This window comes from Bartonella tamiae Th239, assembly GCF_000278275.1.
Taxonomy (GTDB): domain Bacteria; phylum Pseudomonadota; class Alphaproteobacteria; order Rhizobiales; family Rhizobiaceae; genus Bartonella; species Bartonella tamiae.
Map to the genome: position 1 here is coordinate 797,769 of NZ_JH725147.1, position 18,480 is coordinate 816,248.

Annotated in this window: 15 protein-coding genes and 1 tRNA gene; 7 read left to right on the forward strand and 9 right to left on the reverse strand. The window is 36.7% G+C overall.

What is annotated here, in order from left to right; translation table 11 throughout:
* Window positions 1–208 precede the first annotated feature (208 nt).
* The 3 genes from ME5_RS03565 (at window position 209) to ME5_RS03575 (ending at window position 3,156) form a co-directional block, all read left to right on the forward strand.
* Window positions 209–298: transfer RNA gene (locus tag ME5_RS03565), tRNA-Ser, on the forward strand.
* Window positions 299–756: 458 nt separating this feature from the next.
* Window positions 757–1,602 carry a hypothetical protein gene (locus tag ME5_RS03570; RefSeq protein WP_008038490.1) on the forward strand — a complete coding sequence of 282 codons (846 nt, stop codon included), beginning with the start codon at window positions 757–759 and terminating at the stop codon, window positions 1,600–1,602.
* A 396-nt stretch (window positions 1,603–1,998) separates the two neighbouring features.
* Entirely contained in the window at window positions 1,999–3,156 is a 1,158-nt protein-coding gene (locus ME5_RS03575; protein ID WP_008038491.1) for an MFS transporter, read from the forward strand.
* Between the two features lie 240 nt (window positions 3,157–3,396).
* On the opposite strand, the gene ME5_RS03580 is transcribed toward ME5_RS03575, so the two are convergent.
* From ME5_RS03580 to ME5_RS03590, 3 genes are read right to left on the reverse strand one after another with little or no spacing between them, the layout of a single operon-like run.
* Window positions 3,397–5,058 carry an electron transfer flavoprotein-ubiquinone oxidoreductase gene (locus ME5_RS03580; RefSeq protein ID WP_008038492.1) on the reverse strand — a complete coding sequence of 554 codons (1,662 nt, stop codon included), beginning with the start codon at window positions 5,056–5,058 and terminating at the stop codon, window positions 3,397–3,399.
* On the reverse strand, window positions 5,055–5,990 hold the full coding sequence (locus ME5_RS03585; RefSeq protein ID WP_008038494.1) for an electron transfer flavoprotein subunit alpha/FixB family protein: 936 nt from the start codon (window positions 5,988–5,990) through the stop codon (window positions 5,055–5,057). Before ME5_RS03585 ends, ME5_RS03580 begins: the two co-directional genes overlap by 4 nt.
* Window positions 5,991–6,025: 35 nt before the next feature.
* Window positions 6,026–6,772 (reverse strand): electron transfer flavoprotein subunit beta/FixA family protein, encoded by a 747-nt coding sequence (locus tag ME5_RS03590; protein ID WP_008038495.1) that lies wholly within the window; start codon window positions 6,770–6,772, stop codon window positions 6,026–6,028.
* A gap of 328 nt (window positions 6,773–7,100) precedes the next feature.
* Here ME5_RS03590 and ME5_RS03595 point away from each other — a divergent pair, with 328 nt between their 5' ends.
* From ME5_RS03595 to ME5_RS03605, 3 genes are all read left to right on the forward strand, one after another.
* On the forward strand, window positions 7,101–8,192 hold the full coding sequence (locus tag ME5_RS03595; protein ID WP_008038496.1) for a hypothetical protein: 1,092 nt from the start codon (window positions 7,101–7,103) through the stop codon (window positions 8,190–8,192).
* A gap of 325 nt (window positions 8,193–8,517) precedes the next feature.
* Entirely contained in the window at window positions 8,518–9,438 is a 921-nt protein-coding gene (locus ME5_RS03600; protein WP_035000321.1) for a sulfite exporter TauE/SafE family protein, read from the forward strand.
* A gap of 50 nt (window positions 9,439–9,488) precedes the next feature.
* The gene (locus ME5_RS03605; protein WP_008038498.1) at window positions 9,489–10,235 is read left to right on the forward strand and encodes a TIGR02186 family protein; all 747 of its coding nucleotides are present in this window, start codon (window positions 9,489–9,491) and stop codon (window positions 10,233–10,235) included.
* Window positions 10,236–10,251: 16 nt separating this feature from the next.
* On the opposite strand, the gene ME5_RS03610 is transcribed toward ME5_RS03605, so the two are convergent.
* From ME5_RS03610 to ME5_RS03620, 3 genes are all read right to left on the reverse strand, one after another.
* Entirely contained in the window at window positions 10,252–11,193 is a 942-nt protein-coding gene (locus tag ME5_RS03610; RefSeq protein ID WP_245256482.1) for a glycosyltransferase, read from the reverse strand.
* A 258-nt stretch (window positions 11,194–11,451) separates the two neighbouring features.
* The gene (gene pdeM, locus ME5_RS03615; protein ID WP_008038501.1) at window positions 11,452–12,132 is read right to left on the reverse strand and encodes a ligase-associated DNA damage response endonuclease PdeM; all 681 of its coding nucleotides are present in this window, start codon (window positions 12,130–12,132) and stop codon (window positions 11,452–11,454) included.
* The gene (locus ME5_RS03620; protein ID WP_008038503.1) at window positions 12,129–14,654 is read right to left on the reverse strand and encodes a ligase-associated DNA damage response DEXH box helicase; all 2,526 of its coding nucleotides are present in this window, start codon (window positions 14,652–14,654) and stop codon (window positions 12,129–12,131) included. Before ME5_RS03620 ends, pdeM begins: the two co-directional genes overlap by 4 nt.
* Before the next feature lie 54 nt (window positions 14,655–14,708).
* Here ME5_RS03620 and ME5_RS03625 point away from each other — a divergent pair, with 54 nt between their 5' ends.
* Complete coding sequence (locus ME5_RS03625; RefSeq protein ID WP_008038507.1) at window positions 14,709–15,494, forward strand: glycosyltransferase family 25 protein; 786 nt, start codon at window positions 14,709–14,711, stop codon at window positions 15,492–15,494.
* A gap of 101 nt (window positions 15,495–15,595) precedes the next feature.
* On the opposite strand, the gene ME5_RS03630 is transcribed toward ME5_RS03625, so the two are convergent.
* The 3 genes from ME5_RS03630 to ME5_RS03640 all read right to left on the reverse strand — a co-directional run bounded on the left by ME5_RS03630 (window position 15,596) and on the right by ME5_RS03640 (window position 17,862).
* Entirely contained in the window at window positions 15,596–16,849 is a 1,254-nt protein-coding gene (locus ME5_RS03630; RefSeq protein WP_008038509.1) for a porin, read from the reverse strand.
* A 166-nt stretch (window positions 16,850–17,015) separates the two neighbouring features.
* Complete coding sequence (locus ME5_RS03635) at window positions 17,016–17,486, reverse strand: CAP domain-containing protein (RefSeq protein WP_008038511.1); 471 nt, start codon at window positions 17,484–17,486, stop codon at window positions 17,016–17,018.
* A gap of 109 nt (window positions 17,487–17,595) precedes the next feature.
* Window positions 17,596–17,862, reverse strand: coding sequence for a DUF6460 domain-containing protein (locus ME5_RS03640; protein ID WP_008038512.1), 267 nt, complete (start codon window positions 17,860–17,862; stop codon window positions 17,596–17,598).
* Window positions 17,863–18,480: the final 618 nt, after the last annotated feature.

The window sequence follows — 18,480 nt, forward strand, 5'->3', positions numbered from 1 at the left end:
TCTTTGAAATTTTGAAGTTAAAGAATTTTTAAGTCAGTAAAATTTCTCTTAAATACATAAATCCAATAATTAAGAGTCATATTATCATTAAAGAATGAAAAAATTTACAACGATAAGAGCGTGAAAGAAACATCATTCAATATTTTTTTATTACATCTTAAATTTTGTCTTGAACTGCAAGCTGATCTGGCTATATTGCAGCGACGTTGGAGAGGTGGCCGAGTGGTTGAAGGCGCACGCCTGGAACGCGTGTATGCGGGAAACCGTATCGAGGGTTCGAATCCCTCTCTCTCCGCCATTTGTTCTAAAATTTTAAAAATACTTCAATTAAATTTATAGATTTATCTCCTCAAATATTTTCTTAATCAAAATATATTATTTCGGAATTCGACTATAAGTATTAGATCCTCTTGATACAAAAAATAATAATGAAAATCGCTTCATTAGCGATCAACATTAATTCTTATATTTTTGTAAAGTCGATAATCTTATATCTAAAATATCTATAATGAGGCATAAATAGATAAAGAATATGTCGATCTTGATTGTGGTTTAGTACAATAAGATCGTTGATTAATGCTTAAAACAGTTTCGACATTCATTGCACAATTTAGCTAATATATTTGATAAATTCTAACGTAAATATAAAAGGAAGTAGATATGAAGTCTGACAAATACTGGAAAAATTTTGATCTAGGAATTGAACTTGATATATCTGGAGCGTTTTTATTTAATGGGCTGTAAGCCTTTCATGTGATGGAAAATTTCTCTAGCGAGGTGGACGTTTTCGAGTTCTTTTATCCACTGGCTGTTGGTTATGAGCGACTTTTAAAAGTGGCTATTATTTTGTCTGAGCATGATCCTTTTGGTGATACAAAAAAGTTTGAAAAAGGTTTGAAGACGCATTCACACGAAAAACTTGTTAAGTGTTTGGAAAATACGTGTAATATCAAATTTTTGAATCGTGAAAAAGAATTTATCTCCATTCTTACTGAATTTTATAAATCCGATCGCTATAACCGCTTTAATTTTGAACCAGTATTCAATACCAATTCTGAACCCATTAAGCTTACGAAATTTATTCAAAAACATTTTAAAGATGAATTATATCCTGACGTGGATGCGACAGCATATAATTCTATTGAGCATTGTAAATTTATCGGCGAAGTCGTCTCAAATATTGTAAATCCTATCTATGAAATCGTACAGAAACAAGCTGAAGAACTAGGTATTTTTATAACTGAAATTGACTATCTATCAAAGGCATCGAAGATATTTCTATGGAAAGAGTTCAATTTTGAGGATGAGGACATTTTACAAGCTGAGATTATGTTTTATCTTCTCAAGGATAGTTTTATGCTGCAAAAAGCACAGCAGATTTCTAAACATATACGTTGTCTTCCGTTTGAATATGCCGAAGAGGATGATTTACTTATGGCACTTCGATCCGATAAGAAAAAAATAATATTCAAAGAAAATCAAAAAACTTTTTATGAAGAGTCTGAAGAGATTATTAACCTTGAAGAACGTCTTGAATATATGTATGAGCTGATGTTAAAAGAATTTGATTGCGAAGATGACGAGGATATATGCAAAACTTAATGAAGAGTTGTATCGCATAAATTTGAAAATAAATAGACCAATAAATAAGCTATTTTTCTACCAATCGGGGGTCAATTTTCGCTATTGCAATGAATAAGCATTTTTTCATGTAACAAAGCGCAAGGTGTGAGTGCCAATATTGTTTGTTGAAGAGATAAGTGGTTCTATATCCGTTTAGATTTTCATGAAAGTTTCTTCTGTTCATGAATGACAGAGAAAGTTTTCATATAATAACAGTTCGCCGTGATCACGCTAAAAGCAACCAATGTTACGTTTATTAAATTGAATCTAAAAACCGATTTTTTAATCAACAATTATTTTAAAAGTTTTTTTAAAAATTTAATCATTTGGCTTTATATTGCTTAAAAGCTGATTCTAATCATTTAGAAGAAAAAGATGCAAAATAACCAGATATCATTATTTAAAATCATTCCATTATCGCTTACTGCATTTATTGCAATTATGACAGAAACAATGCCAGTTGGCATGTTGCCTGAAATAAGTTCTACATTTAATATTCCATCGGAAATTACAGGACAAATTGTAACATTTTACGCCGTCGGTGCTTGTATTTCTGTAATTCCTATTATTGCCTCAACACGTCACCTTAATCGTAAAGTACTTTTATTGGCAGCTTTACTAGGATTTTTTATAACAAATATTGCTGTTGCATTTACATCCAATTTCAATTTGGTTTTGATTGAACGATTTCTTTCAGGAGTCTCAGCTGGTACTGCATGGGGTATTTTGAATGGTTATGCGATCAGAATAACACCACCAGAAAAACATGGACGTGTTATTGCGATTGTGGCCATTGGCCAACCGATTGCACTTGCGATCGGTGTTCCGCTTGCTTCATATTTTGTTCGCTTTTGGCCATGGCAACATTTGTTTTTCTTAATTTCTATCGTTGCTTTTATTGTTATTTTATGGGCAATAATTGCATTGCCGAATATACCAGGACAAACTAAAACAGAACAAATACCAATTTTAAAAGTCATTTTAAAATTTAAAATACTTATTGTATTGTTTGCCACTTGGCTCATCGTTGTATCACACAATATTCTTTATATTTATATATCGGATTATTTAAATATTTCAGGGATCATAAACAGAATTGATTTTGTTTTGGCGCTTTTTGGCATTTTCTCAATTATCGGTATTGTTATATTAAGTGCTTATATTGACAAGCATTTGAAAGCTTTAAGCTATATTTTTGTGAGCTTGTTTTTCATCTCAAATGTCGTTTTTTATCTATTTTCAAGTTATGAATATGTCGTTTATTTTGCAACAATCATTTGGGGAATTTCCTTTGGTGGAATACCAACAATTTTAAACAAATATCTTGCAGATAGAGCCAAACGCGATATTGACATTGCTCAGTCAGGATTTGTAACATTTTTTAATCTTGCAATTGCCGTTGCAGGTGGTTTTGGTGGACTTGTCCTTGCCTATAGTTCTGCCAATACCTTGCCTTTATTTCAAATCATATTTGGCGTGTTTTTAATATTTATTTTTTATAAATATTTAATAAAAGAACCATCACCTGATTAACATGTGTTGCACTGAAGTTAGACTGAAGGCGTGTCGTATATTTAGTTTTATTTCTTTCGTGCAGCCATCAGGCTTTAGATTATTTTTAAAGCTCTTATTTGTTCATAGACACTTGCATATATATGTTCGTCACACTTTAAATGCTATGATATAATCGATGTTTGTAGGAAAAGTGTTCGAAAAGAATGAAAACATTATGATTGAATATAAAGTTGTCAAGATGATTGACAACATAATGTTTTACATATTCGGGTAAACTGGTCCTTCACCGCCTTGTGGACATGTCCACTCAATATTTTGATTTGGATCTTTAATGTCGCATGTTTTGCAATGGACGCAATTTTGAGCGTTGATGATATAGCTTTCTGTGTCGCCATTTTTTACCCATTCATAAACGCCAGCAGGGCAATAGCGCGTTGATGGACCCGCATAAGTGGTGAGTTCTGATTGTTTTTGCATGTCAAAAGAACCAATTTTTAAATGGCATGGTTCATTTTCGTTATGATGTGTATTGGAAAGATAAACAGAGCTCAGAATATCAAAGGTAATGTGATTGTCAGGTTTTGGATACTCCATTGGCTTAAATTTTGCAGCCGGTTGCAAACATTCATAATCTGCATAACGATGTTTGACTGTTCCAAAAAAAGAAAATCTTAACAGTGACTGACACCAAAGATCAAAACCAGCCAGCGGCAAACCAAGCCGGGTGCCATATTTTGACCATAGCGGTTTTGCATTGCGCACTTTATAAAGGTCTTTGCCAATTAAACTTTTACGCCATTGAGTTTCTATTTCGCGGACTTCATCATTTTGTCGTCCTTCACTCAATGCTTGAGCCAAATGGTTTGCTGCATAATATCCTGATAAAATTGCGTTATGGGCCCCTTTAATGCGTGGCACATTGACAAATCCTGCCGAACAACCAATCAATGCCCCACCTGGAAAACTAAGCTTAGGAACGGATTGATATCCTCCTTCAGTAATTGCGCGTGCTCCATAAGAAATACGTCGTCCGCCTTCAAAGGTTTTACAAATGGCAGGATGCGTTTTAAAACGTTGAAATTCTTCAAAGGCTGAGAGGTAAGGGTTTTTATAATCAAGATGCATAACAAAGCCAGTGGCGACTTGATTGTCTTCTAAATGATAAAGAAAGGATCCTCCCCCTGTTTCATTGTCAAGCGGCCAACCTGATGTATGTTGAATAAAACCCGGGCGATGGTTTTTTGCATCAATTTGCCAAAGTTCTTTAATGCCAATGCCATATTTTTGTGGTTCACAGTCGGCATTAAGATGATATTTTTGTATAATTTTTTTAGCAAGAGAGCCACGAGCACCTTCACCGATAAGAAGATATTTTCCGCGTAATTCTATTCCGCGCATATAGTTAGGGCCATGGCTGCCGTCTTTTTGGATTCCCATATCACCTGTTGCAACACCGACCAATGTGTCATTTTTGTCAAACAAAGGTTCAACCGCAGCAAATCCAGGGTAAATTTCAACACCTAGATTTTCTGCATGATGAGCTAGAAAACGACAAACATTGCCAAGAGAAACAATATAACATCCATGGTTTGAAAGCATTTTGGGCATTAACACATGAGACAAACGCCTGGCTTTTTTTTCGCTAAGCTTCAAAAACCATTCTTCACGCACTGCAGTTTTAAACGGATGGTCTTGATGATTTCGCCAGTCGGGCATCAGTGTATCCATGCCAATAGGATCGATAACCGCACCAGATAAAATATGCGCACCAATTTCGGCGCCTTTTTCAAGCACGACAACAGATAAATCAGGATTAAGTTGTTTTAATCTAATTGATGCTGAAAGACCAGCAGGCCCACCTCCAACAATGAGCACATCAAAATCCATGCTTTCACGTGGTTGAGGCATTTGATTGCTCATTGCGACAGTGCCTTCTGTAAAAGCGGAATAAGTTCAAAAATATCGCCTTCTAATGCATAGTCGGCTATTTGCATGATGGGCGCCTCACGATCTTTATTAATGGCAATAATTATTTTTGAATCACTCATACCCGCAAGATGTTGTATGGCACCAGAAATCCCAAGTGCAAAATAGAGTTCGGGGGCAACAATTTTACCTGTTTGTCCGACTTGCCAATCATTAGGTGCATAGCCTGCATCTACGGCCGCACGGCTTGCACCGATTGCAGCATTAAGCTGTTTTGCGAGAGGAACCAAGAGCGACATAAATTGTTCTTGTGAAGCAAAAGCACGCCCTCCAGAAACAATGATACGTGCTGAAGTTAATTCAGGGCGTTCATTGATTTCGCGTGTTTCATTTAAAAACGTCGTTAATTGTGGATCAGAAGCAGGTTCTATTGTTTCAATTTTTGCGCTACCACCTTCGCCCATGGCAAGAAAAGCAGAACTGCGTACAGTAATAACTTTTTTTGTATCCTTTGATCGAACGGTCTCAATAGCATTGCCAGCATAAATTGGTCGCATAAATGTATCTTTTGACTGTATACCAATAATATCTGAAATTTGCATTACATCAAGTTGAGCAGCAACTCTTGGCAATATGTTTTTGCCGTTGGCCGTTGCGGCAGCCATAAACGTATCATAGGCCTTACCGAAAGTCAGAATTGTTGCACTGACGGCTTCGGCCAACTGATGCTCAAGATAGTCAGCTTCGGCCAAAAATACGGTACGTACGCCACGCAAACGCGCCGCACTAGTAGCAACCCCTTGTGCTTTATATCCGCAAACAAGAATATCTATATCATCATCAATTTCATGAGCAGCACTCAGTGCTTTTGCCGTTTGTTCCGATAATGAATGATTGTCATGTTCGGCCAATAACAAGATCGCCATAGTATATATTTCCCTGCTTTACCTATTCAGAAGTGTTAAAGAAGATGCGCTGCTTTAAGATGGTCTACAAGCTCATCAACTGTTTGAACCTTTTGTCCTGCTTTACGGGGACTTGGTTTTTCAACTTTAAGAACTTCGAGACGGCGTGACGTATCAATACCCAATTGGGCAAGCTCCATCTCTTCAATTGGTTTTCGTTTTGCTTTCATAATGTTTGGCAGTGAAGCATATCGTGGTTCATTCAATCGAAGATCAACGCTCATGACAGCAGGAAGTTTCACAGATAATGTTTGCAGGCCGCCATCTATTTCACGAGTAATTTCGGCACTTTGTGACTCCAACTTTAGATGAGAGGCAAATGTTCCCTGACTCCAATTCAGTAATGCTGCTAACATTTGGGCGGTTTGATTGCAGTCATCATCAATGGCTTGCTTGCCTAAGAAAACCATATTGACGTGTTCTTTCTCAACAATTTTTTTAAGGGCTTTGGCGATGCATAAAGGTTCATTCACCTCATCGCTTTTTATAAGAATTGCTCTGTCAGCCCCCATTGCTAAGGCTGTCCTTAATGTTTCTTGTGCGGCTTGAGGACCAATGGAAACAGCAATGATTTCTTCTATCTTGCCTGCTTCTTTTTGTCGTACAGCTTCTTCAAGAGCGATTTCGTCAAAGGGGTTCATGGACATTTTTACATTGTCCAATTCAACGCCGCTTTGGTCTTGTTTGACGCGTATTTTGATATTGTAATCTACAACACGCTTGATGCCTACCAATACTTTCATCGGATGCCTTTTACAATCATTTCATTTTCATCAATAACAGATTAAGAGGAGATGCATATAAGGTCAATTGGTAATCCTTGCAAATTCTTGCGTCATTTAAAGATTGATTGCGCGATTATTTATGCCCTTGTTTTATCAACAGTGACAACGTTGTTAAATTAATATTTACTAAAATCAGCTTAAATAAAAATATTGGTTAAAGTTATCCGTATAAAGACGATTTGGTCTTGGGTTGTTTTTCCATCCGTTAAAATGCCTCATAGTGGCGGCTGATGGCATATTTAAAATATTATTGTGCGCTTTTGTATAAAAGGTTGGTAGAGTGAGTATGCATCGTCTTTTAAAAGAATCTAAGGCACGGGACGATAAAAAGCGTATGGACAATTCCTCCCTCCATGGGCATCGTCATGGACAAGCGCAAGAAGTGACTTTGTCGGAAATAGCTGCGCGGTTGCGTCATGTTCACGATCATATGAAAAAACAGTCTTTACCTACTGAAAAAACGCAGGCTTTTTTTTCGTATCAGGACGAAAAAAGACAAATGACTGAACATTTGAACGCGATCAGCTATGCATTAATTGCACAATATCGTGCCAGAAAACAACAGCAAAAAGACTTCGAACAGCGTCTGGTTAAGATTGAAGATATTTTAAAACAGATTGCTAAAAAAGATGTTCCCACGCACGTCAATATTGAAGCTCAAATGAGAGAAGTGGGGCGCAATTTGTATGAAAAATTTAGTAAAAATTTGGAAGAACATGAACACAAACAAACTTTAAAATTACAAAAATCCAATGAAGAAGTTTTACGACAATTACGTGAAGTGACAGCCGTCTCACGTTATTCACCGCAATTGGCAGCATTAGAAAGCCAAATTCATCTGATACAGGAAAAACTTGATGATGAGCATGTGTTAAATAACAATGAAGACAAAGCTGCAAGGAATGATGCTTTTCGAATGGAAAAACTTGCCGCTCAATCGAAAAAAATTGGGCAATGTTCACAAGCACGACCAAGTGTTTTAAAAACGCTTTTGCAAGACAATGCTTTTCCTTCTTCTAAGGTAGAGCCTCCATTTGGCAATATGTCCGATAATGTACAACAAGCAGATTGTTTTAAAAAGCTGGATACCACTTTTATAAATAAATTTAAAAAAGACGATTTTTCTCAAACGTTAGACAAGTCTTCTCAAGAGTTAAAAGAGGCAGTCAAACGCTCTAAACCTATTATGGCTCAGTGTTTTCACGACAATTTGAATTTTAAAAAAAATACTAAGGATCACATTACACAAAATAATGCGAGTGAAAAAACACACGATCAGCAACAAGAAGGCGCAGTTGTCGCAAAATCTATAACGCGCATGAGCGCTATCGCGTTAATCATTGCTGTGTGTTACGGTCTTTATATTCAATTTCATTAAGATGAAAGGTATATCTCTTTTATCATTAAATATTTGATAAGTTTATCTGTCAGTAAAGCTTAAATTTTTCGAGTTATTGAGATTTATTCTAAGCTATTTTTAGAAATAAGATTTCATATGAAAAATCTTTTAAAAATAAAACACTATCTTTTGAAAAAAACTGTTGCTTTAAAATAACGTTTAATAAAAATAATAAAAGAATTTCAGTTTTTATGCATTTTGTCGTCTCATTATGCATTGATGGGATTGCTAAAATGAGGTGATCGCTGATAGTTCAATTTTATTGTTATTAAACTCTTCCATTTGATTTGACGGGTGAATGAGGGTGAGTATCTATTTACCAATCGCTGAAATGTCGCTCAATATGCTGGTTATTATCAGCATGGGGGCAGGTGTCGGGTTTTTGTCCGGTCTTTTTGGTGTCGGGGGTGGTTTTTTAATTACACCCTTGCTGATATTTTATAATATACCGCCCGCTATTGCTGTTGGAACTGGCGCCAATCAAGTTATCGCCTCATCGGTGACGGGTGCGCTCAGTCATTTTAAGCGTCGTAGTTTGGATATAAAACTTGGCATATTATTAGTCATTGGTGGCTTGATTGGGTCATTTTTTGGCATACAGTTATTTGCTTTATTACGCCAATTGGGGCAGCTTGATCTCATTATTTCACTTCTTTATGTTATCCTTCTTGGCGGTGTTGGCGGTCTTATGGCTGTTGAAAGCTGGCGTGCTATTATGCGCACACGTAGCGGACGGCAAGTGAATATTCGTCGTCCTGGTCAACATAATTGGATTCACCGTTTGCCACTAAAATTACGTTTTCGTGCATCCATGATTTACGTAAGTATAATTCCTGTCTTAGCCATTGGTTTTATTATAGGGCTTCTTTCTTCCATTATGGGGGTTGGTGGTGGTTTCATCATGGTCCCTGCTTTGATTTATCTTTTGCGTGTGCCAACAAATGTGGTTGTTGGTACATCGCTCTTTCAAATTACGTTTGTCACGGCTTTTACGACTGTTTTACAAAGTATGACCAATCAATCAGTTGATGTTGTTTTAGCGTTTTTATTAATGGTTGGCGGTGTTATTGGTGCGCAATATGGAACACGCGCTGGGCGTAAATTAAGAGCAGAGCAATTGCGCATGCTGCTTGCTTTGTTAGTACTGGCTGTTTGTGCGCGCCTTGCTTATCAGCTTTTTGTGCGTCCAAGTGATTTGTTTTCCATAACGTTGATTGGTGGATGATGATGAAAATCAGCCTCTATCTTTTTTCGTTCGTTTTAGGATTTTTGAGCATGATCATTCATGTTTATGCACAAGAGGCTGAAACGATATTGCCTCGTGAAAATATCCAAATTATCGTCACCACCAGCACGATCGATATTGATACAAATTTTGCAGGTCGTGATCTTTATATTGCTGGTGTATTAGAAAATGCTGATCCGCAATTACGTCTTCAGGGACGCTATGATGTGATTGTTGTTATGGAAGGACCAATCCGCTCTATGGTCATACGACAAAAAAAACGCAAAGCTGGCCTTTGGGTGAACGCGGATTCCATGACATTTGTTAATGTTCCTCTTTTTTATTCGATGGCAACAACGCGGGAAAAGCGTGATATGGCAAGTCCTGAGACATATCGCCGTTTAGGTTTAGGGCTTTCTTATCTACCTTTGCGAGCTTATGATGCGGATGATGAAAAATTTCGTGTTTTTCGTGATGAATTGATAATGCTCAAAAATTCACAAAATTTATATAATGAAAATATTGGAGCTGTTACTTTTGGTTCATCATCACTGTTTACAGCACATTTTCGTCTTCCTGCAAATGTTCCTGTTGGACAACACAAAGTACACGCATATTTGTTTCGCGATGGTCAATTTATTCAAATGGTAACTACAGAATTAGAAATCGAAAAAGCCCATATTGCCTTTACAATATTTCGTGCCGCGCATGTTCATAGTTTCTGGTATGGAACATTTGCCGTTCTCATAGCAATTTTAACAGGCTTCATAGGTCGTCTGGTTTTCCGCAAAGATTAGAGCTTATAAAAATACCTCATTTTTTTATATCAACTTTATGTCCCTGCCATTGGTAGCCTTTTGGAGAAAAGGCCAAAAGCCATAATAGTGGTAAAAGCATATCTCGCGTTAGTTGTGCTAAAGCTTGGCGTAAAGAAAACGGCCATCCCACTAAAAATGTTACAAGAAATTCACACATATACCAGCCGATAAAAAACCATAAAAGCAGCATGAAAGATGTTGAGGACAATAAACAGGCAAAAAACAGGCATATCGCTGGGAAGACAAAGCCTGATAAAATTTCAAGATAAAAAAAAGCAGGAAAAGAATCACGCCGAAGTTTTGCCCAACGCAATTGACGATTCCATACGGATCTTAACTGTCGTTTACCAAGCGGTTGCCCAAATGGCATGGCTGTCAAGCGCACTTTAAGACCCTGATCACGAACGATTTTTGTGGCAGCGGCATCTTCAGCAAGTTCACAACTCAAGGCGTTAATACCACCAGCACGATCAAGAACATCACGGCACCAAAAAAGCGTTTTTCCTTGAGCAAAACCATGACCAATGGAATCGGACGTAAGTTGCCAACGTGCTTGGTAGGAATTTAAAAACGCAGCTTCAAGATCAGCGGCAAAATTTTGTGGTTCAGTACCTAATGGGGGAGAGACAACGAGGCCTGTTTTATCGATCCAACGCGCAAATATTTGATTGAAATAGTTTTTGGGCATAAGCACATTGCTATCACTCATTACAATCCAGCGATAATGTGCTGCTTTCCAACCTTTTACAAGATTATTCAACTTTGGATTTTTACTTATAACATCCTCACCAATTAATAATGACGATTTGATATTGGGATAGCGTGTCATAAGTGTTTTAACTAAGGGGATAACAGGATCTGTATCTTTGGAAACACAAAAAATAATTTCATATTGAGGATGATTAAGTAAAAAAGCTGATTCCAGTGTCCGTTCCAAATTGTTTTCCAAACCAGAAACTGGCCGTAAAATTGTGATTGATTGATTTTGACTATCATATGACGTTTTCTTTCTGTTGAAAAAACGTCGGCTAAAAACGATTATAAGGCTAAATATATGGATTAAAAGGCAGAGAAGAGTAAGAATGAACAAAAGGAAAGTGACGATAATCAATGGACGTGCCCCTTAATATAAATTACCTATTTTCAGAATGCGCATTGGTTTCTTACATCGCATTATAGGTCAAGATAGGCAAGATCAAATCAACGGATTTTGAACAGGGTAGATAAATCCTTGGCTTAAAAGATAAGTACGCAATGATAAAGGGTCAAAAAGATTTTCAAAGGCTTTATGCCTTAAATCCAAACCACCAGTATAGGCACCAAAGGCGGGCATGATCATTCTTTTTTTGTCTGTAACAAAACAAAACCGCCGAATGGTAACACCACAACGTTTAATCGAAAAAGCTGGATGCAAATGGCCCGCGATTTCACCATTTATAGGATTTTTTGATGGTTGATGGCGAAAAGTGAGGCCAGCAATTGTTTTATGCTCACACCATTCTCCCTTTATGTCGATTTGTTGATCATCATGATTTCCTTTTATCCATATGAGAGAATGGCGTGTACTGATTTCATCAATAATTTTTTTATTGTCGAGCGATAAGCGTCTGACTGCATGATTATCATGAAAACTGTCTCCTAATGATAGAATGGTTCGCGGTTGATAGTCGCAAATGGCGCTTTGAAGTGCCTTTAATGTTAAAGTAGTATCATAAGGGGGAAGGAATTGACCACGTTTGGCACAAGATGAAGATTTTTCCAAATGCAAATCTGAAACAACCAATAAACGCTGATCGTGCCAATAAAGCGCACCACTATGATCGAAAATTAATTCAGCACCATTAAAAAAAATAGAAAGACGTTTCATAAGTTTCATATTTTATGTCGTTCATACATGCCATTTGGACATATTTCGGCAATTATTTTTTCTGTTTCTTTCATAAGAAGATGTTCACGCGCGCTGCCAGAAACCATTTCCTTACCAATTTCTAACATGATAGGAAGTGCAAGAGGAGACATTTTTTTAACGCTTTGGTGAACAATATGATGTTTAATACGTGCCAACATTTCTACTAAACGCTTTATATCTAAGAGCCCATAAGCTGCATCCTGACGTGTCGCTTTTAGAAGAATATGATCGTTTTCATAACGACGTAAAACGTCAAAAATAAGATCGGTTGATATGGTTATTTGGCGCGCTGTTTTTTGTTTTCCCAGTATTTTCTTTTCACTCAACCCTGCGATCATTGCACAATTACGAAATGAGCGTTTTAAAAGAGCACTTTCTTCAAGCCATTCTTCAAGATCATCACCTAATATATCTTCATTGAAAAGTTGCGAAAGAGCAAGATTGCCGTTTTTAATGTTTTCATCAATATCACCTAATGTCCATAAACCAATTGAATAATCGGTTGCAATAAAACCGATAGGCATGAAGCCACTGCGTTCCAATCTGCGAGTGAGGAGCATGCCAAGTGTTTGATGTGCCAGTCGTCCTTCAAAGGGATAGGCTATAAGAAAGGAACGATTATTTTCTTTCCATGTTTCAATAAGCAATTGATCTGGCTTTGGAAGGAGAGAAACTTTTTGTTGCGCATTAAGCCAGTCTTGTACTTGTTGGGGTAGGGATATCCATTGTTTTGGATCTGCCAAAATTTCGCGTATATGCGTTGCAAGATAAGTGGAAAGTGGTAATTTCCCACCTAAATAAGCAGGAACACGGGCTTCTAATGTATGCGATAGTCTGACATAGCATTCATTTTCATGAATTGTTTCAAAACTAAGAACACGGCCACCAAAAATAAAGGTGTCCCCCTGGGTTAAAGTTTCAACAAAACTTTCTTCAATGCGTCCTAGAATTTGCCCTCTACGATTGTTTTTTTGTTTTTTTGAAGTTATGAGGCGAATGTTTAATTCTTGGGCATCGATGATTGTACCAATATTTAAACGGTAGCGTTGAGCAATCTTTGCACTGCTTACGCGCCATAATCCTTTTTCATTTTGGCGTATTTTTGCATAGTGATCATAAACTTTTAATGCATATCCTCCCGTTGCAACAAAATTTAAAATTTCATCAAAAAGAGTGCGTTCGAGATCGTAATAAGGTTCTGCTTGTTTTATTTCCTCAAACAGTGCATCGGCTGAAAAAGGCTCTGCACAAGCCATTCCTAAAATATGTTGAGCAAGAACATCAATGGCGCCGTTATTCATTTGAGGGCTATCTTGCGCTCCAATATAGTTTGCATTGAGGGCTGCTTGACACTCAAGAACTTCAAAACAATTGGCGGGAACTAAAATAGCATTGCTTGGTTCATCCATGCGGTGGTTCGCACGTCCAATGCGTTGCGCCAACCTACTAGCACCTTTAGGGGCTCCAATATGAATAACAAGATCAACATTGCCCCAATCAATTCCTAGATCAAGCGTGGAAGTTGCAATGACTGCGCGTAATAAGTTTTGTGCCATAGCCTCTTCTACTTTACGTCTTTGCCCAACATCCAATGACCCATGATGAAGGGCAATAGGTAAATTTTTTTCATTAAAGCGCCAAAGCTCTTGAAAAAGCATTTCTGCTTGTGATCGTGTGTTTACAAATAACAGTGCGGTTTGCGCGTTTTCAATGGCCATTAAAATCTCATTTGAGGCATAACGTGCTGAATGCCCAGCCCAAGGAATTGTTTTATGAGTTTGCAAAAGCGTTATATTTGGCTTTATGTGTTCATCTGCAATGATAAGCCCCGCCATGGGGCGTGTCTTATTTTGTGCCACAAGAAAACGACGCAATGAATCTGGATTTGAAACAGTTGCCGACAGTCCTATAATTTTTAATCTCGGTTGTATTTTATGTAAGCGCGCAAGCGCTAAACTTAAAAGATGTCCTCGTTTTGAAGGGACAAGAGCATGCACCTCATCAAGAATAATTGTATCGAGATTTTTAAAAAAAAGTTTTGCAGTTGATGATGATAAAAGAAGTGAAACTTGTTCTGGTGTTGTCAATAAAATATCGGGGGGCATCATTTTTTGTCTGCGTCTTTTATGGGCAGGAGTATCGCCTGTGCGCGTTTCAATGTTTATTGACAGACCTATTTCTTCTATTGGAATTTTAAGATTACGTTCTATATCTTTCGCCAAAGCTTTTAATGGGGAAATATAAAGCGTATGCAGCCCTTTTTTCTCGTAATTTTTGGCAAGATCGACTAAAGAAGGTAAAAATCCAGCAAGCGTTTTTCCAGAACCTGTCGGAGCAATTAAAAGTGTGGATTTTTTTTCTTGAGAACGTTTGAGGAGTGCCAATTGATGAGGACGTGGTTGCCAGCACTTTTTAAAAAACCAACGCTTAAATTGGTCTGGCAGCATATCCTTATGATTTTGATTATTCAGGCATTGATTGCGTGTCATAAAACCTATCTAATATCATCAGCCTCATTCGCCAAGTGAAACAAAGAAAAGATTATGAAATTATATGTTATCAATCTTAAACGTTCGCCTAAAAGATTGGCACGTTTGCAAACAGTTTTTTCAAAAATGGGGCTTGATTTTACGCGTGTTGATGCCGTTGATGGACAAGAATTAAGTGCATCATATTGTGATGCCATGACAAAAGAAAAAAAATGGGAGAAGCCTTTAACACGCGGAGAAGTTGCTTGTTTTTTAAGCCATAAGAAAGCTTTACAAAAAATTGCAGATGGGGATGAAGAGTATGCCGCTATTTTTGAAGATGATATTGTTTTTTCTTCTGATGCAAAAGAGTTCCTTCTTGATCGAAAATGGATTCCAAAATCAGCAGACATAATAAAAATCGAAACTGATGGCAAAAAAGTATGGCTTGGGCCACGAAAAAAAATAAATAATGAACATAATATTGCGCGTTTGAAAAGCCGTCATATTATGGCTGCAGCCTATATTATTTCTCAGCAAGCTGCAAAAAAACTTGTCAAAAAAATGGACAATGTAACAGCACCTTTTGATCATTTTTTGTTTAATCCTGACTATGGAGTTTTTGAAAATTTCGAAATGTGGCAACTGGATCAAGCAATTGCAAAACAAGCTGGTCTTAAAAGCACTCTTGAAGGGGCGCGCCATCAGTGGGAAAAAAAGAAAAAACAAAATAGAAAACTAAGTTATACGTTTAAACGCGAGACATTGCGTTTGTTTAAAAGGGCAAGAACAGGAATATGGGGATATTCCATCACTCTTTTTACATCGGATTGTTGGAAGCGCGTTAAATTTAAGAAATAAATAAACTGCCTTCATAAATTATTATGAAGGCACATAATTATTTTAATTTTTAAAAAGGCTTTCATCTATTCTTTTCTTGACGCAGATATTAAAGATTTTTCTTAAAAAGAGCGCTGAAAGCGGATCATGCCTTGAACAGCATCTTTTCCTTTCATGCTTGATTGATAAATGGCTGTTCCTGCATCATTTTCGACGCGGTAATTATCATTCCATTTTATGTAAGAAATTTCAGGTGTCAGTGATACACCAGGAACAATTGTAAAAATTATATTGGCAGAGGCGGAAAAGTTTTTTAAATCATCATATACGATCTGGGAATTAAGAGAGGCTTTTTTATGTACATTATAGGTTGATCCGCTCCATAATGCCCAATCGCCACCCCAATCTCCATAGGAGCTATTGATAAGCCGATAAACGCCAGTACGCTTTATTCCATTATATGTCATGGTATGGTGATAGCTGCCATCGTCGAGTTGATATGCAGAATTATCATGTGCATAATAATCATCAGCTGTCTTGTAACCGCCCATGACCCATAAAAGCAGTTTATCCGTGACATTGAGATCAAGGCGGACTTTGCCTGCCCATTCAGAATAATAAGTGTCATAGGCACCGACTGCTGAAATGATGCCCCACCCTTGTACATATTTTAATCCAAACAAAATATTTAATTTATAATCTTCCGAGCCCGATAAAAGACGTTTTGATATATAAGTGGCTTCCCCCAAGTCATCAAAGGAATAGGTATAGCCCGTCAATCCATGATCACCTGCGCCGCTGCCTTGTTCAGCGCCAATTATAGCTGAAAAACCTGAAGATGTATTATAGGTATAGGAAATCATATTTGTGCGTTGTCCATCCATAGGATCAAGAACGCCGCCATTAATAACGTTGCCGAAATATCCCGTCCAATGACTAAAGATTGTTTCATCCATACCAATGCGTAACCCGCCAAGTTCAATAAAAGCTGCACGCAATTGTCCGCCAGCTGAGTCATAGCCATCATCCCATTGGGAACGTAAATCAAAATAGGTTCGTAATGTTCCTAATTCTGTTTGTGTTGCGGTATGAAAACGCAATGTTGCACGGGCGCGCCATTTATAACCGTTGCGATCAATACTTTCTATGCGGCGTGAATCAATATTATCGCCTGCTTTTACATCTGTTCTTACATAACCTGAGAGACGAAAACATGTTTCAGTCCCAGGAATATAAATATAACCAGAACCATAAGCATCACAAATTTTTAAATATTGTATATTTTCAGGTTCTAAGTATATCTTATCTGAAGATTGAGCTTGATCTAGTGTTAAAATAAATGATAAAAATAGAATAAAGTATTTCTTTTTAAACATTTTTGAATTCCATAATTTAAAATAAAATTAACAACTATTTATTTTTCTTGTAACAGTTACAAAATTTATATTTCAATTTTATGACTCAAATTAAAAGAAATAAAAATATCAGAAATTTCGTTTATTTAAAAAATAAAATTATATAGGAATATTTTTCCGAGTGTATTTAACGTCCAAACACAATGACCCAATAGATATATTTTGGATTGTTTGGTTTTGAGGCGCATGCTAATGCAAAATGACCAAATGACGGGTCGAGCATATTGCGTCGATGTTGGGGGGAATTCATCCATGCTTTATAAGCATTTGAAACATCTTTTTGGCCTGCACTAAGATTTTCTCCAGCTGCTCCACGAATACCAAATTGGCGTAATCGCGAAACAAAACCTTGTCCCCATTTTACAGAATGACTCACTTTGTTTGTTTCTGCCATAAGATTGGCTTGATATTGTGCCATTTGTTCCAAGCGTTGATCGTGTTTCAGTGGGTTAAGGTGATGATCTCGCCGTATTGTATTGAGCAGCTTTTCGGCATGATCATGAGATAATGTTTTAGCTTTTGCTAAAGAAAGAGAAGATACAAATAAATGCGTTAAAGTTAAGCCAGATAAGCAAATAAAATATCGTCTCGTAAACATTATATCCTCACGTATTAAATAGAAATTTTTGATCTATGTTTTTTTAATATTTAAAAAATAAGGCAAGTGTGCAATCGATATTGAATTTTTCAATCAATGCAGACACAATTTAACGTTTCCAGCTCAAAAGTCTTATAATGATAAAAGCAGGAACAACAATCGCCGCTCCAACAATAATGACATCAAACAATTTGGAAAATGAAGAAAAGCCCATAGACCAAAGCGATTTAAAAAAATGAACAATTTTCCAAACAACATCCATAGGTGTCCAACCTAAAAGTGTCATGACAATACCAACGAATAAGGAAATGATGATAAGTTTGACAGCGACGCGTCCTGGTGTATCGCCGAGCAATGCGTTGATTGTTTTTGACATTTTACCTAAGACTCCATGTTTTCTTTAGTAAAATAAGGTTTTTTTTACAAAAAAACAATGGCGCGGTTTTTGAAGATCAAAGAGTTATGTCAGTCAAAATACTTTACTTATTTAAAAAAAGCTGTGATTAATAAAAACATTCAAATTTGTTACAAAACGCTTATTGATAAAGCAAAGAATATAATGGCTCGGTGAGCCTGTATATGACATAGAATCAATACATGCTTACCCAGTATTTTTCAATGGATTGGCTTTCATAAAATGAGAAGGCCAATATTAGAAATTTATAGTAAGTATATTTTATAATAAAGTATATTGCTTTTTGTTTTTAAAAAAAGAATATCCAAGCCAAAATTGCAAGACCAAAAGGGACACCCATTGCCCAAAGAAGACCAGCTCTAAGCATTTTTTTCATCCTTTTCTGTTTTTACTTTTTTTTCTAATTTGCCACCTTTTAAAGGCGGCGTAACTTCTTTTACTGTTTCTGTCGCTCGTTCATGTTCGGTTGGCATTTTGTTCATCATTGTTCCAATTCTTTTTTGACTATGTTTTTAAATAATGTGTTGTTATTTTGAATTATGTTAAAGCAAATCTGACGAATTTGCACCCTTTGTTGTC